Source organism: Tolypothrix sp. FACHB-123, assembly GCF_014697075.1.
Taxonomy (GTDB): Bacteria; Cyanobacteriota; Cyanobacteriia; order Cyanobacteriales; family Nostocaceae; genus Aulosira.
Map to the genome: position 1 here is coordinate 19,276 of NZ_JACJRE010000061.1, position 23,726 is coordinate 43,001.

19 protein-coding genes and 1 pseudogene are annotated in these 23,726 nt (G+C 39.8%); 5 read left to right on the forward strand and 15 right to left on the reverse strand.

The window, feature by feature from the left end:
- Positions 1 to 101 precede the first annotated feature (101 nt).
- From H6G41_RS27815 to H6G41_RS35410, 3 genes are read right to left on the reverse strand one after another with little or no spacing between them, the layout of a single operon-like run.
- Positions 102 to 353: a hypothetical protein gene (locus H6G41_RS27815; RefSeq protein WP_190750699.1), complete on the reverse strand. Its 252-nt coding sequence runs from the start codon at positions 351 to 353 to the stop codon at positions 102 to 104.
- Positions 350 to 478, reverse strand: a complete 129-nt coding sequence (locus H6G41_RS35880; protein ID WP_277878204.1) for a hypothetical protein — start codon at positions 476 to 478, stop codon at positions 350 to 352. The genes H6G41_RS27815 and H6G41_RS35880 overlap by 4 nt, the downstream gene beginning before the upstream one ends.
- A gap of 21 nt (positions 479 to 499) precedes the next feature.
- Positions 500 to 637: a DUF3368 domain-containing protein gene (locus H6G41_RS35410; protein WP_306790452.1), complete on the reverse strand. Its 138-nt coding sequence runs from the start codon at positions 635 to 637 to the stop codon at positions 500 to 502.
- 410 nt (positions 638 to 1,047) lie between these two features.
- On the opposite strand from H6G41_RS35410, the gene H6G41_RS27825 reads away from it, so the two are divergent.
- Entirely contained in the window at positions 1,048 to 1,572 is a 525-nt protein-coding gene (locus tag H6G41_RS27825; protein ID WP_190750701.1) for a hypothetical protein, read from the forward strand.
- A gap of 125 nt (positions 1,573 to 1,697) precedes the next feature.
- Here H6G41_RS27825 and H6G41_RS27830 read toward each other — a convergent pair whose 3' ends face one another.
- The 5 genes from H6G41_RS27830 to H6G41_RS27850 form a co-directional block, all read right to left on the reverse strand.
- A complete protein-coding gene (locus tag H6G41_RS27830; protein ID WP_190750703.1) occupies positions 1,698 to 2,837 on the reverse strand; it encodes a hypothetical protein in 1,140 nt (379 codons plus the stop codon).
- 12 nt (positions 2,838 to 2,849) lie between these two features.
- Positions 2,850 to 3,230 (reverse strand): transposase, encoded by a 381-nt coding sequence (locus H6G41_RS27835; protein WP_190750705.1) that lies wholly within the window; start codon positions 3,228 to 3,230, stop codon positions 2,850 to 2,852.
- Positions 3,231 to 3,648: 418 nt separating this feature from the next.
- Entirely contained in the window at positions 3,649 to 10,911 is a 7,263-nt protein-coding gene (locus tag H6G41_RS27840; protein WP_190750707.1) for a LamG-like jellyroll fold domain-containing protein, read from the reverse strand.
- Between the two features lie 161 nt (positions 10,912 to 11,072).
- Entirely contained in the window at positions 11,073 to 11,252 is a 180-nt protein-coding gene (locus H6G41_RS27845; protein WP_190750730.1) for a hypothetical protein, read from the reverse strand.
- A gap of 137 nt (positions 11,253 to 11,389) precedes the next feature.
- Complete coding sequence (locus tag H6G41_RS27850; RefSeq protein WP_190750709.1) at positions 11,390 to 12,673, reverse strand: NAD(P)/FAD-dependent oxidoreductase; 1,284 nt, start codon at positions 12,671 to 12,673, stop codon at positions 11,390 to 11,392.
- Between the two features lie 253 nt (positions 12,674 to 12,926).
- On the opposite strand from H6G41_RS27850, the gene H6G41_RS27855 reads away from it, so the two are divergent.
- Positions 12,927 to 14,576, forward strand: coding sequence for a cyclic peptide export ABC transporter (locus H6G41_RS27855; protein WP_190750712.1), 1,650 nt, complete (start codon positions 12,927 to 12,929; stop codon positions 14,574 to 14,576).
- Positions 14,577 to 14,583: 7 nt separating this feature from the next.
- Positions 14,584 to 14,814: a hypothetical protein gene (locus tag H6G41_RS34830; RefSeq protein ID WP_206756956.1), complete on the forward strand. Its 231-nt coding sequence runs from the start codon at positions 14,584 to 14,586 to the stop codon at positions 14,812 to 14,814.
- Positions 14,815 to 14,863: 49 nt separating this feature from the next.
- Here the strand turns inward: H6G41_RS34830 and H6G41_RS27860 are convergent, their stop codons facing one another.
- The 3 genes and pseudogenes from H6G41_RS27860 to H6G41_RS27870 form a co-directional block, all read right to left on the reverse strand.
- Positions 14,864 to 15,322 carry an N-acetyltransferase gene (locus H6G41_RS27860; protein ID WP_190750714.1) on the reverse strand — a complete coding sequence of 153 codons (459 nt, stop codon included), beginning with the start codon at positions 15,320 to 15,322 and terminating at the stop codon, positions 14,864 to 14,866.
- A gap of 89 nt (positions 15,323 to 15,411) precedes the next feature.
- Positions 15,412 to 18,120 (reverse strand): glucosidase, encoded by a 2,709-nt coding sequence (locus tag H6G41_RS27865; RefSeq protein ID WP_190750728.1) that lies wholly within the window; start codon positions 18,118 to 18,120, stop codon positions 15,412 to 15,414.
- A gap of 184 nt (positions 18,121 to 18,304) precedes the next feature.
- Positions 18,305 to 18,595, reverse strand: a pseudogene (locus H6G41_RS27870) (glycogen debranching enzyme N-terminal domain-containing protein); the annotation flags it as partial.
- Positions 18,596 to 18,810: 215 nt separating this feature from the next.
- Between H6G41_RS27870 and H6G41_RS27875 the strand changes: the two are divergent.
- Positions 18,811 to 19,644: a hypothetical protein gene (locus H6G41_RS27875; RefSeq protein ID WP_190750716.1), complete on the forward strand. Its 834-nt coding sequence runs from the start codon at positions 18,811 to 18,813 to the stop codon at positions 19,642 to 19,644.
- Positions 19,645 to 19,735: 91 nt separating this feature from the next.
- Complete coding sequence (locus H6G41_RS27880) at positions 19,736 to 20,371, forward strand: hypothetical protein (RefSeq protein WP_190750718.1); 636 nt, start codon at positions 19,736 to 19,738, stop codon at positions 20,369 to 20,371.
- Between the two features lie 162 nt (positions 20,372 to 20,533).
- On the opposite strand, the gene H6G41_RS27885 is transcribed toward H6G41_RS27880, so the two are convergent.
- From H6G41_RS27885 to H6G41_RS36265, 4 genes are all read right to left on the reverse strand, one after another.
- Entirely contained in the window at positions 20,534 to 21,181 is a 648-nt protein-coding gene (locus H6G41_RS27885; RefSeq protein WP_190750720.1) for an MOSC domain-containing protein, read from the reverse strand.
- 90 nt (positions 21,182 to 21,271) lie between these two features.
- Complete coding sequence (locus H6G41_RS27890; RefSeq protein ID WP_190750722.1) at positions 21,272 to 22,369, reverse strand: VOC family protein; 1,098 nt, start codon at positions 22,367 to 22,369, stop codon at positions 21,272 to 21,274.
- Positions 22,370 to 22,604: 235 nt separating this feature from the next.
- Entirely contained in the window at positions 22,605 to 23,471 is an 867-nt protein-coding gene (locus H6G41_RS27895) for a hypothetical protein (RefSeq protein ID WP_190750724.1), read from the reverse strand.
- Between the two features lie 2 nt (positions 23,472 to 23,473).
- A complete protein-coding gene (locus H6G41_RS36265) occupies positions 23,474 to 23,620 on the reverse strand; it encodes a hypothetical protein (RefSeq protein ID WP_374939446.1) in 147 nt (48 codons plus the stop codon).
- Between the last annotated feature and the right edge of the window lie 106 nt (positions 23,621 to 23,726).

Sequence of the window (23,726 nt, forward strand, 5' to 3'; positions counted from 1 at the left end):
ATAGATACGTAATGAGATTTACTGTACCGTCTTGTTAAGTTGTCTCGGGTTTCTCTGGCTCTTCACCAAAAGTACACTAGACATTTCGATGCGGTATTACATTAATCAGTTGGCAAGTTATACTTACGACGCTGCTCATCAGCAAACTCATGAAAAGACCGAAACCGACCAGCCTCAAAGTCATCTAATCCTTGTTGAATACCCTTGATCGCTTCTTCTGAATCTTGTGCTTCCCACTCTAAGACATTAGCCAGCAATTCTGATGCAACAAGACTAACATCTTGACCTTGCCGAGCAGCTTTGTCGCGCAGTCGTGCCTCTAATTCTGGAGTAAGGGTCACAATAATTGTCATAAAGCTACTTCGTTTGGCATTAAGCCTTTGAGCTTCATTTTAGCAAAAGTAAGAAATAGCGCGATCGCTATCACGACTACCATCACAGGTAATAGGCGGGACAAATTAACTAATGCAGATGTCACCAACCCACTTAGACATCATGCTTAATCCACCATCTCTAAAATCTGTTTGTATAGAATTGAAGATACTCTAAACTTCAAAGTAGCAATTAGGGCATCTACTAACGGCTTGATAGCCACAATTAGATTTTGGTCTTTCGCCTCAACCAAAATACCCAACAAACCAGTAATACTTAGCCCTAAACGATAAGCTTCTGCTCTGCCGCGACGCTCATCAATTAATAGTAAATCGGCATTTAGTTCTAGGGCAAGGGCGATTGCTTCAGATTCTCCAGGCTCCAGCTAGGGGTAAGCCCAGATGCTTGCAGGATTTCGTCTGAAATTATGACATTCATAGCAGGATTGTCTCACCAGTCATATTTTTAGGGTAGCTCATTGATCGCCCATCAAAAACTAGTTATTTCGCATTTTCAAAACAATTTAAAGTCCAACTAGTGCATCAGAACTAGTGAATTGGCATAGTTAGCGGTACAGCTTTTCTATTTCAGAGGAAGTACTTTATGAACAAACGATTATTGATCGAAGTACTCCGACAAAAACTTACGTAAACAGAAAATTTAACGGAGGAACAATTGAAAGATATTTTAGAGCAATTAGAAAGCCAAAAGACAAAACTTCCGCTAGAGGATCACTCGGTTATTAATTGGGGAATCAGCGCAATACAAATCAGAATGCAACAGAGGGAAAAACTCATGGCTAAAGTGCAGGAAGAGTTTGAGAATATGTACAACAATATCAAACAGAAATTGAATGATAAGCCTGAGAAAAACGAAATATATCTCTCATTTGCAAATGGGTTAAAGGAAATTATAACTTACCATGCTAGTACTGATTTAGAATATGCGGAAGGTGCTGGAAAATATATTGTTACTTTGAAGAATGATTTGAAATCTCTCTGTGACGATAAGAAAATTCGCGATAAAATTTCTAGCAAAGAGATACTTGAAAAAACTAGTATTTTTTTAAAGGATAAAGTCACGAGAAAAAAACAACAAGAAGAAGAAGCCAAAAAATCCAAAGATGAAAAAAAAAGTCAAATAGCAAGTAAGTTAGCAGAGTACTACGAACAAGCTAACAGAGATATAATTTCTCCATAAATAACAAGGCAAGAATCAGTTATCACAGACTGAATTAGAGGTGAAGATGGAGCAGAGTTCCAAGCTCCATCTAGAACTTTATCTCCAAAATGATTAGAACTACTCACAAGTTAAGGGTTTAAAGGTTACGGTTGAACTCCATCTTCTTCTAATTCATTAACGATTTTCAGATTTTTTTGATGTTCAGCAAATGGATCATAGCTAATTCTTTTATCAATTTCTTCAATAAGATTTATTATTTCATCAGAGTTTTCATATTCTCCCACTAGCTTACCTAGTGTGATTATAAGTAGTCCCATTTGCGCTTTAAAAATGCTTTGACCTTGGTCAAATTCTTCTCGCTCGCTTCTTTTCTGTCTAGATTTATTAAAGGTTGAAGTGAGAGTATTTTTTGCGGCTTCATTCAATAGAATACTCTTAAGTTGAGAATCAAGAACCGAATCTTCAAAATTCTTAATGTCTTTAAAATATTTTTGAATAAATTTGCCAGAAGATTTTTCTAAAGTAACTATCGATCTATCACGAATTTTTTCAATTGCTAATGAAACTTCTTTCTCGATTTGCGATAAATTATTTTTCTTCATATCATCTATTAAATTAGTGATGATAATATTCAATATCTGATGTTCTAGCCAGTGTACATATCCTTCAAGCTCATTAAATCGATTACTAGTATCTTGTTTTTCCTTGGCGAAAAGTTTTGGTACTATCCGATATTCCAAATCATTTCTCAAATTTGTTTCGATATCTCTTTTAATTCTGTCCCGTTCTTGCTCCTTTAAAACTTCTGTAAGAATGTCCTTAACAGCAAAAGCTGCAAATATTGATGCTATGGTAAATATTACGGGAAAAATGATCTGACCAAATAAATCTCCCTTTGCTTGACTGATTTCGTCTTTTGCTACTTTCTCAGCCTCATCCTTCACCTGTTTGTTGATTTCTCCACTAACATAGGTTCTTCCTAAAGGAGATTCTTTATCAAGATTCAACAGTGCTTTTTGACCATCTAATATTTTAGATCGTTCTCCCGCAACCTGGCTCTTAACTTCCTCTTGTACCTGTTTTCTGATTTCCTCACCCAATTGCTTTTTTACTTCTTTCTCTACCTGCTCTCTTCGCAAATCTTTCAACATATTCACTTGAGCAGGGTTAAATAAAAAGGAAGCTACTACCATAAACACAAAAGCCGGAATGAACACAGACATAGAGACTTTGAGTGCTTCTTGCCATGCTGCTACTTTCTTATCTTTTGCAGATTGCGACATTTTTGATGCACCTCACAATGACTTTTCAAAAACGCGAACAATTTCTTTCAAAATTTCTACTTGCTCAGGAGGGACGTTGAGCACTTGATTAACAATCCGAGATGCGGTTGCTCGGTTTACCTGAATTTCCTGAGCAAGTTTGCGAACACTAATGTCACGATTTACCTTGCAAAGCAGCAAGATAGCCCGAAACCATTTGTGTAAATTCACATGAGTTTTATGAAAAATAGTACCAACCGTAACACTATACGAAGTAAAGCAACTATTACAACGGTATCTACGTTCGTTATTATACTTTGTTGCTTTGAGTGAACCGCAATATGGACAGGTTGGTGTCCCATTCCAGCGAATTTTTTCCAGACAAACAAGACACTCTTCATGAGTCTCCAGCATGAGGGCGACACTCCTGATTGTGGGCAGGGGACAATAGCCCAAGCAATACAGAAAAAATCGCCATCAAATTAAGAAACTAGCTACAAACTACACAAAACTCTCAAAACCCTCGTTTGTTAGCTTTAAATTGTGTACTATGCTATTCAATTAACTCCTGCGTTAGTTAACTTTGGTACGCAAAACTTGCTATTATTAAGAGCTTTAATTTATTACAATCGCGACGGTGCTATTGGTTTTATTTCCTGATGTGACTGTAGACCAATTGACTAGGGAATTAAAATCGATTGAAATATTGACCATAGTTCACATCTAGAATCAAACGCGCTGATACTTATAGTATTTTCTGCTTTACATAAAAATGCGTGAGACAAAAAGCCTCACGCACTCTACTTTTAATGTTTTATTTATAGTGAGCTAATTAATTCAATCCATCGACACCAAAGTAATTAGCTAAAGCCAATACAACCTCCTGAGTCAAAGCCTCAGATAACTCTGGCAAATAAACCCGAATTGCATTCCTGACAGCCGCATCGAATTCGCCAGCATTAGCCGTAGCATTACGGACAAATGGCTCAATTAACTTGATTAATTCGTAACTGCTGCTCAAGTCCGTATCCTGAATTGCTCTATCCAATGGTGGGGCTGTGGGGTCGGGGAATTCTGGGAGGATGCGGCTAACGAAGGTGACGCGGTGGAAGATGCGCCAGCAAGCGGGGCCGCCTTCGGGTTGTTGTGCTTGGCGGAGTGCTTGAGCATTAGGTGAATTACTTTCCTCTAACCAGATGGGATCGACAACCTCATTAAAGAAAGCGTCGTAATTTTGAGTATCTGGGGTGAGGTAGAAGCTCAAGAAGCGATAAGCATTGACTTTACCGGGAGCATCCAAAGGATTACCATTGGCATCGTATTCACGGATGGGGCGACCGGCTTCATCTCGTACCAAGTTACCGCGTTCATCTAGCCTAAATCTCTGTAAATCGCCTTGGGTGTTGTTTGTTAAGTCGATTCTAAAAGATTGGCTGGCTTCTTTGGTTTTGGATTTGGTGAGGTTTAAACTACCACCAAAGGATGCTTTAGTCTCTAAGTTTAAACTGATACCAACTACTTCTCCGGTGGCGGCAGCACTGAAGGTGGCGTTACCTGTGAAATTATACGCTCCACTGGTAGATTCTTGCTGTATATCGGTGGTTTCTGTGGATTCAGCAAAGAGTCCACCGTCTGCTGTCCAAATGTAGCTGTTGACTAAGTTCCGTTTGCTGTATTGCTCTGGTAAATCGTTGTTGGAAGTCAACGCATCAATTAAACCACCGGCAGCAATTCCTGCTGCTGCTACAAAGGGTGCGGCTGCGCCGGCAACTGAGGCTCCGGCGATCGCACCTGTGAGTCCTCCAGCTAACACACCAGTTGCACCGGGGGGTGTGGTGCGGAAGTCTTCGTAGTAGGTACGCAAGCGGGTTTCTTCGGCTTGGATACGCTGACGTAGGGCGTAAGCTTCGCTGGGTTTGAAGTAACTGTACTCGCCGTAGGTGGTAGCTTCAGAATAATCTGGGTCTAGGACTTTGCCGTTTTGGTCATAACCAACAGCACCATCGAGGGTGCCTTGTTTGGTGTAACCAGGTTTGATGGGGAAAGGAATGATATTAGTATCTTTGGGAATATTGGGATTGGGAACCATCCTGAAGGTAACGAGGGCGCGGTTATGTGCCAAGCGGAGGGCATAGATATCAGCAGTTTCCGACTCTACTAGAGCAAAGCCGACGTTGGATGGTTGGTAACGGCGAGGCATGGCTTTATTTAGCCGTCTGTTAATATTTGGATCTTCCCAAGCGCCACCTAAACCAACAGATGTCATTTTGCTGACATTGGTTTTGTTAGTTTGTTGCTGGTTACTCGACCATCTCAACTCAGTATCTAATTTGACTGAGCCACCAAATTTAACACCGCCAGCAATAATATCTCTAGTGATAATACCGAAGCCTAAAGGAGCAACTACACCATCGATATTTTGGCTCACTTCTCCAGTGATGGATGCTTCAAAGGAGGAGTTGAAACTACTGCTTTTACTCGCAGAAATTGTGTAGGAAACGCTATCAGCTTCGACAAACTCTATAGAAGTGGTATCAACGTAAGTGCTGGAAGAATCATCAATTGGCCCGGCGGTGAGGTTTTCGGAAGGAACCGGGGGCGCACCTTCGATGAAACCTTTGATTTGCGGGTCAAATTGAACTTGACTAATCCATTCGGTAATTAAGTTACCAACTTTGTAACCTGTGAGCAAATACCAATGACCGTTTTGAATGAAGCTGTAACAGCGTTTGTGAACTCCGGTGATTTCGCCATTGTTAGCGGTTTGGATGTCTGCGTATTCGGCGATCGCGGGACGGCTAGTAATATTATTGTTGTATCTGTTTCTTACGCTACCCAGAGCATTCCTAACTAAAGGAATGTCATCAGATAGAGGTGCGCGGGATAAGGTATGCAGAATATCTGCATTGTTGCTAGCTTTGAGGTGGTTGCCTCGCAGACTGCTGTCGTTGACAGTGGTGACTTTTCCGGCGGTTGTCGGGTCAGATTCAAATTCGTAGTAAGCTAGCAGGTTTTCCCGTTCGCCTTTGAGTTGTCCAAACAGGTTATCTAGAATTTGTTCTTGGGTGCGGAACTGTTTCCAAATGCGGACTTCATCAATTGCTCCCCGGAAATCTCGACCCAAGGTAAACTGATTTTGTGGCAGGGTGACAGCATTGAGAGGGGCAATCTGGGCAGGGATACCGTTGATGTATAAATCTAGCCTGGTAGCTGTGGGTGCAGGGTCAGCAACCCAAGTCGCACCGATGATTCTGGCTTCATCGTTACCGATTAAATTGGCGGTAGTGTTACCGGAACCTTCGTTAATGCGCCACTCACCGGCTAATTTATTGCGATCGCTATTATTTTGGTGCAATTCACCCATACTTAAAGCACGGTTCCACACCCGCAAGCTGCTGATGGTTCCCAACAGATAACGGGGATAGCCATTAACAATTCTTGTACCTTGGGGTATACCATTACACCTACCTACTTCTAGAGGTTGTAAACTGGTGACTGGTTTAGCGCTACTAGTTCTAGTTCCCTTGAATTGTCCGTTCCAGTATAAGTTAACTGTGTAGCCATTATCATCCTGTCTACCTGTGACGGCAATGTTCACCGGCGTACCAGGGGTAGGTGCGTCAACGGGGGCAATCACTAGGCGTGGTTCTTGATTATCTTCATAACCAAAGCACAGGCTGTAGTTTGTCGCCGAATCTCGTCTGACGTATAGCCAAGCAGTGAGTTCGGGGTTGTCTCTGCCAATTCTACCTTTTTGCAACAAGGGGAAGAACATTTGATTGTTGTTAGGTAGAGTGACGGTCAGTTCAATTGTCAGTTCATTGTCTGTACCCAAGCCAACTTGATTACCACAGTCAAGGTAATTATCGACACCATTGAATCTCAAGGCATAGGCTTCGGCGTAGGTGGCAGCAACGTGTTCCCAAGTAGTTGTCCACATGGGTTCGGTGGTGGTGAGGTAGCGGTCTCTCACCCCGGCGACAACGTTGTAGGCGGTGAGTCCTGATTCTACTTTGGCGAGACTGCCGAAAATTTGCCCATCATTGCTGGCGTTACCAGTGCGATCGCTTGCTGTGCCATCCTCGAAATGATAGTATGCCCGCAGTCCTGTTTCATTGCCATCTAAACGACAATTTTTAGTGTCATTAATTTCTCTTTGACTACGTACTTTCCCCCAAACCCGGATTTCATCAAGGGCACCTTGGAAGTAAAACTGCTTGCTGGGATTCTCAATCACCCCAATCAGTAATGCCCCTGTACCTTGGTAAGCGGCTGTGGCAGTATCTTCTACTACCATTTCTCCATCTTTGTAAATAATCCGTTTGCGGCTTTGGGCATCATAAGTACAAGCCCAGTGATGCCAATTAGTATCGTTTGCTACACCATTTGGTGTATTCAAATCATTATTAAAGAAGGCGAAGGTAAAGACTCCATTTTGGCGGAAACCGAAGTGTAGTTGATTATTATTTGTAGGTCTTCCTTGGGTGAGAACTGCGGAGAAGAAAGCATTGAAGTTGGCGGAGTCTCGTTTTGCCCAAAATTCAATGGTGAAGGATTGATTTGCCAAGTTGAGGTTAGCAGCTTGGATATAATCACTGACTCCATTGAATCGCAAGGCAGAATTTACAGGCTTTCCTTGAACCCCCAAGGAATATCTAGATGTGGGCGAATTTTGCGAGACAATCCAAGTAATGTTACGAGAGATGTCTTTATCGGGACGAATCCAAGCTTCTAGGGAAATGTCGCCTTGATTTGATAACTCGGTAGCATCGCCGCTTAAATGTCCACTGCGAATTTGCAGCGCATTTCCTGGGGTGTCAGAAATCCAAGCGTTGGGTTGAGATAAGCCAGTCAGGGGACGGGTGGCGAGATTTTCAATGTTACCTGTGTTGGATACCCCAGCCACTTCTACCAAAACAGAACCAAATTTGAGATTATAAGGAGCATTCATCAGCTCGCCTGTGTTGCTGAAGCTGCTGTAACTGTCATAATCGTATTCAACCAAGTTGATGGTTGTACCAGCAGGTAAAGTGCCTGTAAAGGTAATTTCACTAATGCTAACTTCTTTGTCCCCAGGTGCGATCGCTTTCCTTAAAGTCAGAGTTCCTGCACCAATTACCAGGGTTGCACCTTGTTCGTAGCGTTGAGTCGCAGGTTCCGCCAGCGTAATTGTATCCACCGTACCTGTGACAGCAGCACCCAAACGACCGAGATAAACCACATCCCGCGCCTGTCCACTCAGTACTCGTGCTAATCCCATCGGGTTGCGGGGGACTCGTTGCCAAGTTTCGGTAATTTGCAGCAGGCTATTTTCGAGGGTGACATTGCAAGTATTGGCATCTTCCCCGTCGGTAATTCTCACAGTAGTAGTATCAGGATTGGCATCACTAGCCATAATCACTTTGACTTCACTGCGTCCCAACCCTGGAGAACGTTCCCGCAATTGCACACTATTAGAAAGTAAAATGCTAGCACGGGCAACATTGGTGTTGTAACTAACAGCAAAAAATTGGTCTGCATCACCCCGGAAATACAACCGCAGCATTCCGTTAGCACTTTCAAATAATTGCGGTGCATCATTTGTCCAAGCAAAATCTAACAATCCACCCACCACATTTAACCCATTGGGGTCAATATGAATTAAGCGCATGGGGAAAGCAAATTTACCTTGAAGTTGGGCACGTAAATCTGCTAGTTGGGCTTTGAGGTTTTGCAGATGTTCCGTTTGTGCTATCAGCTGCTTATTTAAGTTAGGAATAATTACCGTTTGAATGTTAGTAATTTGTTGGTTGTAGACCTCGATTTGGGAGTTGTAAGCATTGATTTGATTCTGAAAACTTGCAGTGGTACGCACCCTCGCACTCATGTAATTACTCAGAAAATAGGTTCCACCTAATCTATTTTCGTCCTCATATTGGGCGCGGGAAGCACCTTGGAAGTTTGGTTGTTCATAGAGGATGACATACAAACCTGGATCGGGTTTTACAGAGTTAATCGCAATCCGTAATGTTGGATGTTCGCCGATACCTAATCTTTGACTAGCACCTGTAAATTGAGGCTGGGAATATCCTGTAACACCTGTACCGTTTTCAAGATTTGCTCTCAATCGTGCACTGTTTGCCCTGTCTATAATTAATGTTTGAATTGTTGCTTGTTGCGTAGCAATTTCTCGATTGAGAGAGTCAATTTCCCGTTGGGTATTGGGAATTTCAGTTTGTTCTAATTGAATGATTTGGTTGATAAAGGTATTCGGGTCTTTTGTCTTTGTGTCTATCAACGGTAGATTGATATTATCAGGAATTTGCGATAACCGACCCCGTTTACTTACAGCAAAGTCCAGGACAGCTATTTTTTTATTGTCATCATTTTCATGTGCTGTGGATACCGCCACCAACACACGGGCATTTTGCTTGATGGGTGCAGGTGTTCTATCATGTCCAGAAGGTAGTTCCTCTTGCTGATAATACAACATAGCAGAGATACCTTTACCTGCCACAGTGCGATCGCCAAATCCAAAACTCGTCCGTTGGATACCAGGATTATCGCCTACAGGTGCGTCAGATTGTACCCACTGCGCTGTTCCTTCGACAATACCATTATTGAGGGTGTCAGTGCGATCGTAAACAGTTGTACCGTTACCTTCGTCAAATTGCCAATAGGTAAGTAAACCAGGTTCATTCCCCGCCTTGCGGAACTTTTTCGTTTCTCTAACTTCCAGTTCTGAACGTTCCCGTTCCCAAATCGATAATTCATCAACAGTTGCAACAATAGGTAAAGCGGGTTGGGAACCACCGTACAACGAACCGACATTTCTCCCCACAACCATGTAAGTTGTCGTTGTGGTAGTTCTGGGAAACAATAAATATTGATTTTCTTCCCCTTCACCGTTAACAACTGCATCCCCAACTTGAATTTTCACCACACCAGAATTTGCAGGTGCATTTATGCCATCTGGAGCTGGAGCCAGAGAAATACTAATATGATTCCATTGCCCCATTTTGATCGCATTAGCCGCAGAAGTCACTGTTTTAGAGTTAGCAGTTACCTGAATACCGTAACCAGGAAGAAATTGTCCGTCAGTATTTAACTGAGTTTCTACCAAGCGAATTTGGAAAACTGTTGCTGGTGTTCCTTCTGAGTAGATTACACCAGTAGTTTCTGGTTTAATCCAAGCGGAAATATTAAACTCTTGTTTGTTGATGACTTGCGCTTTACCTGCAATATAGGTATCTGCATCTAACTTTATAGCTGATTCTGCATAACCCATTTTCGTAAATGCATCTGGACTTTCTGTACCTTGAGTGTTGAAAAATCCATCAGCAGAACGTTCGATATTGTAAGCATCAATTCTGTTAGTCCGTTGATTATGGACAAATATCTGCCAACGTTTAATATCAGGAATACCCGTTGGGACTTGCAAAACCGTAAACCGTCCATCAACCAAATTCTCGACAAAACCTAACTCCATAGTTGGCTCAAAAAATGGACGATTATCCATATCTGTAGCGCCGAGAGTATCCTTTGCACCATTCTTGATAATTTTATGGCGACTGCGACGATAGCGGACTTCTCTAGCTGTTTTGAGTTGCGTTCCAGAAAGGATAAATCTGTCTACTAAGAGAGTTTTGTTAACAATAGGAATAGATGTTTGTCCATCTGAATTTGTGACAGTGACGTTATCAGGATGATTACCATCAATAGACTGTCGGAACAGGTAAATATATTGTCCATCACTCAAAGCTTGAAATGGTGCATCTGCTGTTAGCCTTGCGGTTGTCGAACGGAATAAATCGATTTCGGAAATATTAATTGCAGGTTGACCATTGCTTCTCACTGTCGGTAAAACTTTGTTGGGCAAAATCCTAAATCCGACTTGTGTAATTTCGTTGGGAAAAATTAATTCTTGGGGTGTAGACGACCAATTTCTGGCATCAATTGGATTGGGGTCATCTTGCTGGTCAAGAACAGTGTAATATATCCGGCGATCGCTATCTATCGCCAAGGATATCAATACTCCTGTATGTTCTACCAGAGTTGTATACTGATAAGCTTTATTAGTATAGGTCTGTAAATAATTATCCCATTGAAGTTGCATATTTTTCTCCTAGTTATTAATTCAAGTAAGGGTTAGGTAAACAAGTTTAGGGTAAAGAACTTACACAATGAATTTTTGTGTAAGTTCTCTCTATTGATATAACCTCAGCCTGAAAATCTCAAATTTGATTAAACTTGTAGCATTCCCATGCTGAAATAAATTTAATTACCAGCTTGATTGAGTGGATAGTTCACAGAATTATCTACAGTAGGTTGTGTAGATATCATTCGAGAAGGAGGTGGCGCACAAGCTTGTGTAAATAACAAAATGCTAATTGGTAAGGCTAATGTAAGTATTCTGTTCCAGCGCATATTGTTCATAGAATTCATTACACGATTCATCAGTTCAACTCCTTGATTGCAGGTGTTCTGTTATTTTTATAGAATTTGCCAAGGTAAAAGTCGATACAGAAAAGTTAAGGAATTAAATTTAGAAGCTAACTTAACTAGAGACTTAACTTTTACAACATCACTCTTAACTAGAGGAGAATCTGCAATTCTTGAGGCGATAAAAACTTTCTTTCCAGCAATTGCAAGGCAATTCTTTTCCCTGTACACCAGCCGTAATATCCATAAGTTGCCGATGCGCCTACAATTTTCTCAAAACCTACAAAGTAAAGTGTAGGGTCAACAATAGATTGGCATTTACCATCTGTTTTTGGTAATAACCTATCGTTCACATTTAGATACAATTGCGGCTGTCTCAAAATTTTATTGATACCAGGACGAAAGCCAGTACCTAAAATAATTGCATCATAATCTTGCGCTACACCATTACTAAAGATTACGCCTGTTTTTGTAAGTTGCTGAATACTATTAGAGATGACTCGAATATTTCCTTTTTTGATTTGTTTAACAGTACCTCTATCTACCCAAGCTACACGGCCATGATTAACTTCCACATCCATTGGCCCTTTATCTTCTGGATAGATAGAGTATGCACTCAAATCTAAAGCAAAACGCTGAATAAATTTATCAGTTTCCTTGATGTCTGCTTGTAATTCTTCTGGTGAGAAATCTATGGCTTTTTCCATAGCTTCTATTCGAGAATCTATTGTATTGTTATTAAACAAACGTTTAAAGTATGACCTACTGCGCCATAACCAATATTGTAGCGATCGCAGTCTCGGATAAAGAGGAAATACCCAACGTTTACCGCGAATTAACATATCTACACGAGCAGCACCATGTTCATATAAATCGAGTGCAATTTCTGCTGCGGAATTTCCCGAACCAACGACTAAAACCTTCTGATTTTGATAAAGAATGCCGTTTTTATAGGCACTACTATGAATAATCTTACCTGCAAAATCTTCTTGTCCAAAAAATTTGGGAATCACAGGTTCGTTAGTTAGTCCAGTACAGATAACAAGAACCTTGCAGTGGAGAATATCTTTGTTTGTTTGTATTTTCCAGGTATAATCCGTTTGATTTTGATTATAAATTTTGGTAATATTCTCAACCTCTTCACCAAAAAGAATATGTGAATCAACTTGGAAATGATCTGCATATTCTGTTAAATACTCCACTATTTCCTCTTTTGACTTAAATGTAGAATATTTTTGCTTACCCTCAAAAAAAGGTAAAGTAAAATAAGGATTTTGAGTAACTAATCGCTCGTAGGCGTTTTTCCAGATAGTTGCGACAGTTTCACCTTTCTCTATCACAACAAAGTTATCAATTCCAAATTTTTTTAAACTTGCAGCTACGGTAATACCGCAAAAACCAGATCCAATAACGATAACGTCTAGTTCAGCGTTCATAAAATTGACTTTGATTGCGAATCTTAACTCTTATCTTTATAAAATTTGGTACTTCAATAGTCGATATAGATTAGTTAGGGAATTTGAGCCCGTTGCCAACCTACTTAACTCTCTTTCCTGCTTCCTCTATTCATTAGTTAAGTTTGCAAGTTAAGTCATTTCCCTGTCTAACTCCTTAACTTTTCTGTATCGACACTGCAATCGTCTACTTCTAAATATAAATAGTTAGACTAGTTATAACGAAAGAGTTGACATGAACTTAATAACTTTGCTGTTACGTTCTTCTTGGAAAATTCTCACTCTTGCTACCTGCATTGGGTTATTAAGTGGGGTTAGTACAGCCGGATTACTTATAACAATCAATACACATATTAATCAATCATCTCTGAGAATAATATTAATTTGGAGTTTTATCGGTCTTTGTCTTGTCAAGTTTTTAACAAATATTATTTCTAAATATTTGTTAATAAACTTAGCAGAAAAAGCAATTGTAGAATTACGCCTCACATTGAGCGAGAGAATTTTATCTGCACCACTATATGATCTAGAAAAGTTAGGGAAACATCGTATATTAGCTACATTAACAGACGATGTTTTAGCAATTTCTCGCACAGTCTACATTATTCCTACGTTGTGTATTGATATGACCATCGTAGTGAGTTGTCTTTTGTATTTATTTTGGTTATCCCCAACGATATTTTTTCTGGTGGCCATTTCTCTATTGCTAGGAATATTTAGCTATCAACAGATTGCATACAAAGCAACCTCATTTTTTACCCTAGCTCGTCAGCAAGAAGATCAACTGTTTAACCATTTTCAGAGTATAACTGAGGGAACTAAAGAACTAAAGCTTCACAAAGAACGACGACAAATATTTTTAAAGCAAGAACTTAGAGAAACGGCACAATTATCTAGACGCAATAATGTAGTTGGAATGACTATATTTGCAGTTGCTGCTAGTTGGGGTAATAGCTTATTTTTTGTGGTTGTAGGATTGGTAATTTTTGCTCTGCCTACTTTCCAAACTATCCCTAATCATATTTTATCTGGATATGCATTGACTATTCTCTACTTGCTTTCACCTTTAGACTACATTATGAGTGCTATTCCTACTTTTAGCAAAGCAACTGTTGCTTTACAGAAGCTTGAATCTCTTAAACTATTATTGTCGAATCGCTGTTACGAAGATAATTTAATGATTTGGGAGCGGGCAGATAATTTTTGTCACAGTTTAGAATTTGTGGGTATCACTCATACTTATTACCAAGACTCAGAAGATACAGCTTTTACTCTTGGCCCAATTGATTTGACGGTTTCGGGAGGTGAAATTGTTTTTATTGTTGGTGGTAATGGGAGTGGAAAATCTACGCTGATCAAATTAATCACTGGTTTATACATTCCTGAAAGCGGAAAAATTTATTTCAATGGCAAATTAGTGACTGCGGAAAATCAAGAGTGGTTCCGCCAACATTTTTCAGCAGTGTTTTCTGATTTTTATCTATTCGATAATTTATTTAATTTAGATAAAAATAATACTGATGATAAAATTAAAGACTATTTAGTTCAATTACAACTGGATAAAAAAGTTCAAATAAGCAATGGAATCCTTTCTACCACTTCATTATCTCAAGGACAGCGAAAACGTCTAGCCTTGTTGACGGCTTATTTAGAAGACCGTCCTATATATGTATTTGATGAATGGGCTGCCGATCAAGATCCTATCTTTAAAAAAATTTTTTATACCCAAATATTACCTGAATTGAAAAATCAAGGTAAAACTGTAATAGTAGTCACTCACGATGACCAATATTTCTATTTATCCGACAGGATAGTCAAGTTAGATTATGGCAAGGTAGAGAATATTTATACTTGTCTCATGCCTAGTGAACAAAATTTATTTTAATTCAGATATGTACCTTAGAGACAGCAATAAAAAACGCAGCCATGCCTACATGGGCATAGGTTGTAGCAGCACTCATGCCCAGAAAACTCTCTTCGGTAGCACCTACCAGCGAAAACCCTTCGGTGTAGCTGTCGAGATATCAATGGCGGGAGCAGGGAGTATCATACCAGATGCACTGTATAGGAGTACAACAGTCAGCGAAATGATGGACAAGTTAATAACTGGCAGGAGATGGTAAAGTTATGAATTGATATGAGGTTGTGAACTCCTTTATTTAATAGACGAAGCTAAGATTTGTTGAGCCATTTTGTCATCAGATAGCGATTATGATCTTCAAACCCAACTCGCCTATAAAAACTTTGGGCAGAAGTATTTTTCCGTTCAACTTCTAGATGTAATGCCTGAACATTGAGGGAGGTGCAAACATGCTCAAGAAAGTTAATTGTTTGCTTACCTATGCCTTGCCCTTGGTAATTAGCCTGGATGTAGAGTTCATCAATCCAAGCATCACGCCCTCCGTATTCCAGGCTATAGCCTAATGTGAGAACGACATAACCGATTGTTTTACTTTGACACTTAATCAACCAGACCTGACCCATTGACTTATCATTCAGCAGTTGAATCAGAGCATTACGAGCAACTACGGCATTAAAGAGGATACAACCGTCTATTTCATACAGTTCTTGCATTAAAATGAGAAATGCCTCAACATCAGTATTTTCTGCTAGCTTGAAGTCAATTTTCATGATGTATTTACTCTCAATGACATTTGATTGACTGCATATTCAACCAATAGGATTGCTATACTGTTATGAAAGCAGTGATTTAGGCATATTTATACTATAGCGATCGCCTTTTTATCCTGCTCAATTTTTCGTTCCTGATGTTGTGCTTCATCTTCACCAAATTGCTGAATAAGTTGAGCAACTAATCCTGTCCATCCAGTTTGATGACTGGCTCCAATTCCGGCTCCATTATCACCATGAAAATACTCATGGAATAAAATTAAATTCTGCCAGTGTGGGTCATTTTGAAACTTCTGTATCCCACCATAAACAGGTCGTTGACCAGAGGAATTTTGCAAGAAAATTCTAGTTAACCTTTGAGATAATTCTGATGCAACTTCCCAAAGCGTCATCATCTGACCAGAACCTGTGGGACATTCCACTTTGAAATCATCGCCCAGGTAATAATAGAATTTTTGCAGAGATTCTATTATTAAGAAATTCACCGGAAACCAAATAGGGCCGCGCCAGTTAGAATTACCACCAAATAAAGCACTGCTAGATTCAGCAGGTTCATAATCTACACGAAATTGCGAACCCTTGACATCAAAAGTATAGGGATGTTCGGCATGAAATCTGGAAACTGCGCGAATACCGTAAGGACTGAAAAACTCACTTTCATCGAGCATTTTTTGCAGAATACTTCTTAATTTATCCCGTGAAACAATTGCTAATAATCTTCTAGCACCAATTCCTTTTGTTTCCATACAAGCTACATTTTGCCGCAAGTCAGGACGGTTTTGAATAAACCATTCCAGCCGCTTCTTAAAGCCAGGAAGCATCTTTAAGGTTTCTGGTTCAATGCTTTCAATCGCAAATAGGGGGATTAATCCCACCATTGACCGGACTTTTAAGGTAATCTGCCGTTCATGTAAATGTAGCACATCGTAGTAAAATCCATCTGATTCATTCCACAAACTGGCTTCCATTTTGCCAATTTTATTCATCGCATCGGCTATGTAAAGAAAATGTTCAAAAAATTTGGTAGCAATGTCTTCATAAACAGGATTGCTCTTGGCTAATTCTAGAGCGATCGCTAACATATTTAAACAGTACATTCCCATCCAACTAGTACCATCAGATTGGTCAATATGTCCACCTGTCGGCAGGGCTGCACTGCGGTCAAATACGCCAATATTATCTAATCCTAAAAATCCCCCTTGAAAGACGTTATTACCTTCAGCATCCTTACGATTCACCCACCAAGTAAAATTGAGCATCAGCTTTTGAAAAACCCGTTCTAAAAACTGTCGGTCTGTTCGCCCGTAAATCTTCTGTTCAATCTTATAAATGCGCCAAGTTGCCCAAGCATGAACAGGGGGATTAACATCACCAAATGCCCACTCATAAGCAGGAATTTGCCCATTGGGATGCATATACCATTCCCGTGTGAGAACATCCAATTGGTACTTCGCAAAATCTGGGTCAATCATTGCTAAAGGAATGGTATGGAATGCTAAATCCCAAGCTGCAAACCAGGGATATTCCCATTTATCAGGCATAGAGAGAATATCTTCATTGTAGAGATGGAACCATTCTTGATTTCTACCATTTTGGCGTTCTGTTGGGGGTGTTGGTGTGTTGCGATCGCCTTTCAACCAATCCTCTACAATATAGTGATAAAATTGCTTGCTCCACAGCATTCCGGCAAATGCTTGGCGTTGCACATTACGCATATCTTCACTTAGAGGATATGGAGTAATACGTTGATAAAATTCATCAGCTTCTTGTTGTCGTCGGCTAAAAATTAAATCAAACTCCTTACCAAATGGCTCAAATAAATTGGCTGCATTACTCAGTCGTAATTTGATAGTTTGAGTTTCACCAGGCTCAACTTTTAATACATAACTGGCAGATGCTTTTGTGCCAATCTTATCAGGATTTACGGCTGTTTTCTGACCATTTACAACATAGTCATTAATCCCATCTTTCACATAAGCAGAGGTATTGGGAGAAGCAAATAATCGCTCTATATTTGTCTCATTGTCTGTAAAGAGAACCTCTGTTGTTTCTTGACAATACAGCCACCTATTTCCTAAACTTGGGTGAGATGCTTCAATGATATTGAAGCTACGATCTGATTTAATCTCTTTTAAAGTAGGTTTATCTGCATCTCCATTCCAACACCAAGTATTGCGAAACCAGAGGGTAGGTAACAGGTGCAATGTCTTCGCTTCTGTACCTCTGTTGACTACTTTAATTTGGATAAGAATATCTTCCGCAGAATGCTTGGCATATTCCACAAAAACATCAAAATAGTGATTATCATCAAACACGCCTGTATCTAGTAGTTCAAATTCTGGCTCTTGCCGATTTCGGCGTTGATTTTCTGCAACTAATTGGGAGTAGGGAAAGGCTGTTTGAGGATATTTATACAGCGCTTTCATGTAGGAATGTGTGGGAGTGCTGTCTAAATAAAAGTAATATTCTTTAACATCTTCACCGTGATTACCTTCATTACCAGTTAGACCAAAAATTCTTTCTTTGAGAATAGAATCTTCACCATTCCAAAGAGCGATCGCAAAACAAAGGCGTTGATGATTATCAGAAATACCAAAAATTCCATCTTCACCCCAACGGTAGGCGCGAGAACGGGCTTGATCGTGGGTGAAATAGTCCCAGGCTGTACCGTTGGGGCTGTAGTCTTCGCGTACTGTTCCCCATTGGCGATCGCTTAAATAAGGCCCCCATCTGCGCCAATGGGCTATCTGATTTTGAGCTTCTGCTAATCTGATTTCTTCTTGGGTTGGAGTTGTCATCATCTCACCCTCTGCATATCTGCACTTTATTTTAATTAATTTGCTATATTGAGTATCACGTTTTTATCAAAGATGGGGCTGATATTTTGATTAAAATTTGCTAGGTAAATTGATAAATAAAAATCTAGGATAAACTCAGGAAAAATTTATATTAATTTTTGTTATCAAAGTAAATGATCACTTCGATACCATCTGCCCAACGGTTTGTATTCAGAGGAAAAGAGCGAGCTTGCTGCGGAGGATCTGCGCTAACGCTATACAGGACAGTCTCATCTAGTTTTGCCAACAGTAAGGTGCGACCTAGAGGCGGTTGTAATGTCGCTGTCGCTACTAGTAAGCCGTGATAGCACCAGGTCAATAAACCTGCTAGTGTTCCAGAGGCGTAACCACCACCAATACCGTTAGTAACTAACTATTCCCGTGACTCTGCAATGTCGAGATTGCCGCAGATTTCCCGTCCAAATTCAATACACATAAGTCAACACTCTTTCTGGCGATCGATATTTGGATTATCAGTTATGAATCCTATAGTGTGCTGAGAGTGGTATTAAGAGTTGATGAAATATCAATTTTTGAATTGTTTCAACTAGAATCTTAATTGCTAATCAAGCTTAAATTATAAGTAGCCCAATCAAATCGTTTTTCAGTTGCTATATTAGACTATAAATCTAAGACAGAGCGAAGTATGATATGTCGGAAAAAAATACGGAAACAAAAAGTGGAGAAGAGCCAAAAAGAGGTATTCCTTTATATGCTGATCGGAGTGAACCAGAAATTAATGACCCAGCCTTATCACAAGCCACTACAGTTTGGCGTGGCTCAAATGACATATCTTTTAAATTACTCCGATGCCTCGAAGCGATGCGGGATCTTTCAAAAAGCATGGAAGGTCTAGCTAAACTTAATGATCCTACTTCCGAGAAGCGACTAGTAAAGCAACTTGCATCCCCGCTTTATGCTTTGGGATCTGGCATTCTGGATATGTTTAACGAATTAGAAAGTAATGCCAAAGACTACACACTGATAGGATCTACTCAACACCAAGAGATCATCAGTAGGAAAAAAAAATTTATAGTAGAAGTATCTACAGATAATAAAAGTAATTTGCGTATTGTAAGAGATAAGATTGATTCACATATAGATAAAATCGCTGTAATCAAACCAGAAGACTACTGGATTTACGTAGATATATTATCTTTCTTAAAGTGTATGAAAAGTTGCCTAGAGCAAATCTTGTACCTTCTATCGTTGGATGTTTACGGTTGGACAAGGGAGAGTGGGCATCCTGATGTATGGAGCTTAATGAGTGTTGATGGCACAGTAGTTGATTTTTATATGCAAAATGGTGAACCAGTAGCCATCATAAATGTAACTCTTGTAAAATCACCCAAACATGGTGTACTGAGTGAAATTAAAGCCTTTGTACCTTTATACAACGAAGTGGCCAGTAAATGTCAAGGTATAGAGTTAATAAAGATTTCAGAATCAGATAAAGCAGAATCATCGCAAAGGTATGATACATAAACATTCCAAAAGCACAGTTTAACAAGTAATAGGGTGTTTTATGCTGCACGCTAACGCACCATACCACTAAATAAATAATTAAAACTTCATTATGCGCTTCGGTCAACATCACCAATTTCTAGAAAAAGACGATGTTCGATTGGCCTTAATCAACAGGGCAATCGCTCAATTTCAATTCTCTGCTGAACAGCTGAAAGAGCCATATCTACACAAAATTGACGAACACACAGCATTGTTTATAAAAGGTTTTGGAAATGAGATCAATCTACTCTCCGCCTTTAGAGATATCTATTTTAACAGTCGAGAATTGCTTGACCTACTGCTGGGTCGAATAAGTCAGCAAACAGCTTCATCAGGGAATCAAACCCCGAAAGACTTTCTGCCGTTTGCTAAACGTTTAATGTGTGGGGACATCGATCATCTCAATCTGGAAATTATTTCCTTCTTAAAAACAAACATTAATTATATATTTCACATTAGAAAAATAAGAAATGAAATAAAGAAAAATCCATCATCCGTTGAATTTTTCTTTAATACGGATCACTTTGAAGCAAGAATGTCCTTACCCATTGATAAGTCTGAATATGAATTACTAGAACATCTGGATATTGTAAATCTAGATGAAGCTAAAATGAAATCTTCTTATGCGTGTGTAATAAATTTAGATATTGCCTTCCCTGAAATGCTCCAATTTTGGAAAGCAGCTTTTGAAATTCAGCAACGCTAAAAAACTTTAAGTTTAAACACTGCTTCTCGCGTAGAATCATTAAACTAGAAACTACAGAAGTGCGATCGCTATGACAAATTAATCTTCTACATAACTCTGGAAAAATAAAATAATTTATACAGAGAACGGATTACAGCTTTATTTTCTAAGCATTAATGAAATTCATCTTTTAAACTTTTCGATTTGCTGTTGAAAGTAATCTCGCCAACCTGTAGGTAAAGCCTCAACTTGTACGGCGCGGTGTAACAATTGTAAGTCGTGTGTTTCCCGTGCATAAAGTCGGGTAATATCAGCAACAGTGATATTATTTGAGTCTCGACTGATTAACGACAAAGTATCACCATTTCCGACTTTACCCTCTTGCAGCACCGAAAAGTAGAACCCCGTTAGGCGGCTATCTAAAAACTGTTTAACTATATCAGCCCGTCCAAACTTGATTAAGAGTTTATAACAAGGCATTCGAGGTTGAGTCACCATTACCTCTGCGCTACCAATCTGGAAGCGATCGCCAATATTAATCTCATCTTCTAACAGCCCAATCGTAGTAAGGTTTTCACCAAACATTCCCCAGTGCAAATCCATGTCAGGTAACTTGCGCCGCCAATAGTCATAATGCTCAAATGGATAAGCATAAACTGCTTTGTCTTTGCCTCCGTGGACACTCAAATCAGCTTGTCTATCCCCATCTAAGTTGAGCGATCGCACCATCACCCGTCCCTCAACGGGTTCTTTAAAAATCCCAGTTGTAACTGTTTTGCCCTTCCAAAGTACTTCACGGGGAAGTCCTACATTCACTGAGATAACTTGCATAAGTTAATATTTCTTCTAGCAAAAATTGGATTTTTAAGTAAGATTGTTAACTTCTGGTTTCTAGTTTCTCACAGGATTGCTTTTTAAAAACTACTTCTGCACCACCCGCATCACATGACCATCTGGATCTCTGACCAAAAAGCCCTTTTTAAACCCCAACTTCTCCCCAGGAATCGCCACAACACCAGGAGAAACAAACGCAGATTTATTGATTCGCAACCGTTGAGCTACCGCTTCTGCATCCTTGACTACCAAGGTTGTTTGCCAATGTAGCAAATCATTGGGACGCGCATCATTTGGTAAAGAACGCCCATCTTTTGGTGTCAAATATTCCAAAAATTCAATCCCAGGCCCAGCAAGGGAACGCAAACCACTAATATGCAACTTGGCTCCTTCAACATTATTAAGATGCTCCTGTTCTGTACCGTAATTCATGCTTTCTCCCGCCAATCTCAAGCCAAGTAAATCACGGTAAAATTTCAAACTGGCTTCGGTGTTGGATACAACGATCGCTGTATGGTCAATTCCCAAAAATAACTGATTGCTCGGTTTTTGCCACTTCGGATCGCCTTTTCCTGGGGGAAAGTAGATAATCTCCAGGTTGTGTCCGTCTGGATCTTTGAAATAGAAAGCGCGAATTCCTGCTGCTGCTTTGTTAGAGTTGGGGATGCGCTGGGGTGCAGTTGAGGCGTGTTGCACCTTGAATTTACGTAAATGCTGATAAGCTTTATCCATATCGCTAACTGCTAACGCAATATGTTGAAACCATCGGTCATTGCTACGTGAATCTACAGGGATAGGTTTGCCTTTTGGTGTCAGATATTCCGTTAGTTCAATCGACTCGTTGCCCAACTGCATCCGCACCACCCGCAACCGTACCCCAAACAGTCCTTGCAGCTTTTCGTACTCAGTACCCAACACTTCTACATCTGAGACTTTCTGGAAGGATAACACCTGAGAGTAAAAATCAACGGCTTTATCCATATCAGAAACCGTCATGCCTACCGATTCTATTGCGGAAACTACTGCTTGTGACGGTAATTTTTGAATCTGGGCTGTTTGTGTGGAACGGTTGTTTTCCCGTCGGTAAACCTGGGATAAAACCGGATTTTGTGTCAGGGCAATTGTGGTAAATACTCCAACTGATAGAATTACCCCAGCTATTTTTTTACTGAATTTTGCAGCCATAGTGACACTCCATCAAATTTAATTTTTCATTATTCGATGCTTTAATTTAGTAGGGTAGATTTTGTGCTATTGCACTGTGGCTGCATCCCCAAGACAGAACCATGAGTGTATTTAACAACCCCAGAAACAGGAATGACTTCTTGATAGCAATACTTGCAAAACCAGTAAACATTTCCAGAACGGATGTGGCGAAGTACTAAATGAGAGCAAAAAAGACAAGTAGGACTGTGAATCATCAGAGTTTTGATGCTTGAAGCAAGGCTTTTGAAGCTGGGAAAGCAGAGTTTAAAAAAGCTGTGATTTGCTGGCGCTGCATATCTGGTTCACTAGTTAATTTAGAAGCAGTTAGAACTGCACCAACCCAGTTTTGAGTGTGCCAAAAACCATTACCATCAAGGGGTAGAAGATTTTCAAAGTTGGGGTAAGGATAAGGAGAAACATACCAATACGGTTCGTTGTAGCTGGTATCTCCTGGTGACATCCCAATTCCTACAGTCATCGGTTCTCCGTTTTTAGTGCCACCAAGAGTAATGAGTGTGGCAATATCAAAGTGATGAGGCCAAATATGGATAGCAGATGCTTCCTCTGCGATCGCAACTATTTCTTGTAAAATTTGATTGGTATTGGCGTAGTAATTTGCTAGTTCCTGTCGTCCAAATTGTCCACTGTTAGCATCGAAAGTTGCACCATGAGCAATAACATGGTCTGGAAAATCTGCTCGTGGATAGGTAGGAAGCTCAATATTGCTAACATTAACACCTAATTTAGCAATCTCCTGTTTGTGCCAATCCAAAGCCTCTTTCATGGTTTGTTGATGTAGGGGAAAAGTTGCAATTGTATCACTTTGTTTATCCAAAATTATTGCAGTGAGGCTAACTGGATCTAGTGCAACTCGAAAGGGTTTTATTGTCCGAATTAACTTTCCGACAAACACTTCTAATTCAGGATGCCATTGCAAACTTGTGTGACTGTAGTCTGGTAGAGGTTCTGCAAGAGCAGATCCAATAATACTAATGAACTGAACTGCATAGTGCATTTGCAATCTAGTTTCAATCAATTCTTGGGGTTTATTTTTGCCTATAGGTTGCCATAGATTACTCATAATTAACTTCCTTTGATTACAATAATCCGTGCTTTTTCCCAAACAAAAATTTTCTTGAGAAAGGTGCGGAGTGCAAGTAAAAATCCAAAAATCAGAATTTGTTGCCAGGTTCTCAGGTCTATCATCCTTAACAGAGAAGCGGAAAGCATAAAACTTAAACCTCATCCATCTTGAAAACTGGAGTTTTCGCAGAAAACATATTACTGTGGATAGGTGGTGTGGTAGAAAATCAAACAGGAATGCTAAAAGTAGAAT

What these genes read in the sequence shown, in the direction of transcription:
- H6G41_RS27815 (WP_190750699.1), bottom strand. Translation starts at nt 353, where the DNA reads ATGACAATTATTGTGACCCTTACTCCAGAATTAGAGGCACGACTGCGC.
- H6G41_RS27830 (WP_190750703.1), bottom strand. Translation starts at nt 2,837, where the DNA reads ATGTCGCAATCTGCAAAAGATAAGAAAGTAGCAGCATGGCAAGAAGCA.
- H6G41_RS27835 (WP_190750705.1), bottom strand. Translation starts at nt 3,230, where the DNA reads ATGCTGGAGACTCATGAAGAGTGTCTTGTTTGTCTGGAAAAAATTCGC.
- H6G41_RS27840 (WP_190750707.1), bottom strand. Translation starts at nt 10,911, where the DNA reads ATGCAACTTCAATGGGATAATTATTTACAGACCTATACTAATAAAGCT.
- H6G41_RS27845 (WP_190750730.1), bottom strand. Translation starts at nt 11,252, where the DNA reads ATGAATCGTGTAATGAATTCTATGAACAATATGCGCTGGAACAGAATA.
- H6G41_RS27850 (WP_190750709.1), bottom strand. Translation starts at nt 12,673, where the DNA reads ATGAACGCTGAACTAGACGTTATCGTTATTGGATCTGGTTTTTGCGGT.
- H6G41_RS27855 (WP_190750712.1), top strand. Translation starts at nt 12,927, where the DNA reads ATGAACTTAATAACTTTGCTGTTACGTTCTTCTTGGAAAATTCTCACT.
- H6G41_RS34830 (WP_206756956.1), top strand. Translation starts at nt 14,584, where the DNA reads ATGTACCTTAGAGACAGCAATAAAAAACGCAGCCATGCCTACATGGGC.
- H6G41_RS27860 (WP_190750714.1), bottom strand. Translation starts at nt 15,322, where the DNA reads ATGAAAATTGACTTCAAGCTAGCAGAAAATACTGATGTTGAGGCATTT.
- H6G41_RS27865 (WP_190750728.1), bottom strand. Translation starts at nt 18,120, where the DNA reads ATGACAACTCCAACCCAAGAAGAAATCAGATTAGCAGAAGCTCAAAAT.
- H6G41_RS27875 (WP_190750716.1), top strand. Translation starts at nt 18,811, where the DNA reads ATGTCGGAAAAAAATACGGAAACAAAAAGTGGAGAAGAGCCAAAAAGA.
- H6G41_RS27880 (WP_190750718.1), top strand. Translation starts at nt 19,736, where the DNA reads ATGCGCTTCGGTCAACATCACCAATTTCTAGAAAAAGACGATGTTCGA.
- H6G41_RS27885 (WP_190750720.1), bottom strand. Translation starts at nt 21,181, where the DNA reads ATGCAAGTTATCTCAGTGAATGTAGGACTTCCCCGTGAAGTACTTTGG.
- H6G41_RS27890 (WP_190750722.1), bottom strand. Translation starts at nt 22,369, where the DNA reads ATGGCTGCAAAATTCAGTAAAAAAATAGCTGGGGTAATTCTATCAGTT.
- H6G41_RS27895 (WP_190750724.1), bottom strand. Translation starts at nt 23,471, where the DNA reads ATGAGTAATCTATGGCAACCTATAGGCAAAAATAAACCCCAAGAATTG.
- H6G41_RS36265 (WP_374939446.1), bottom strand. Translation starts at nt 23,620, where the DNA reads ATGCTTTCCGCTTCTCTGTTAAGGATGATAGACCTGAGAACCTGGCAA.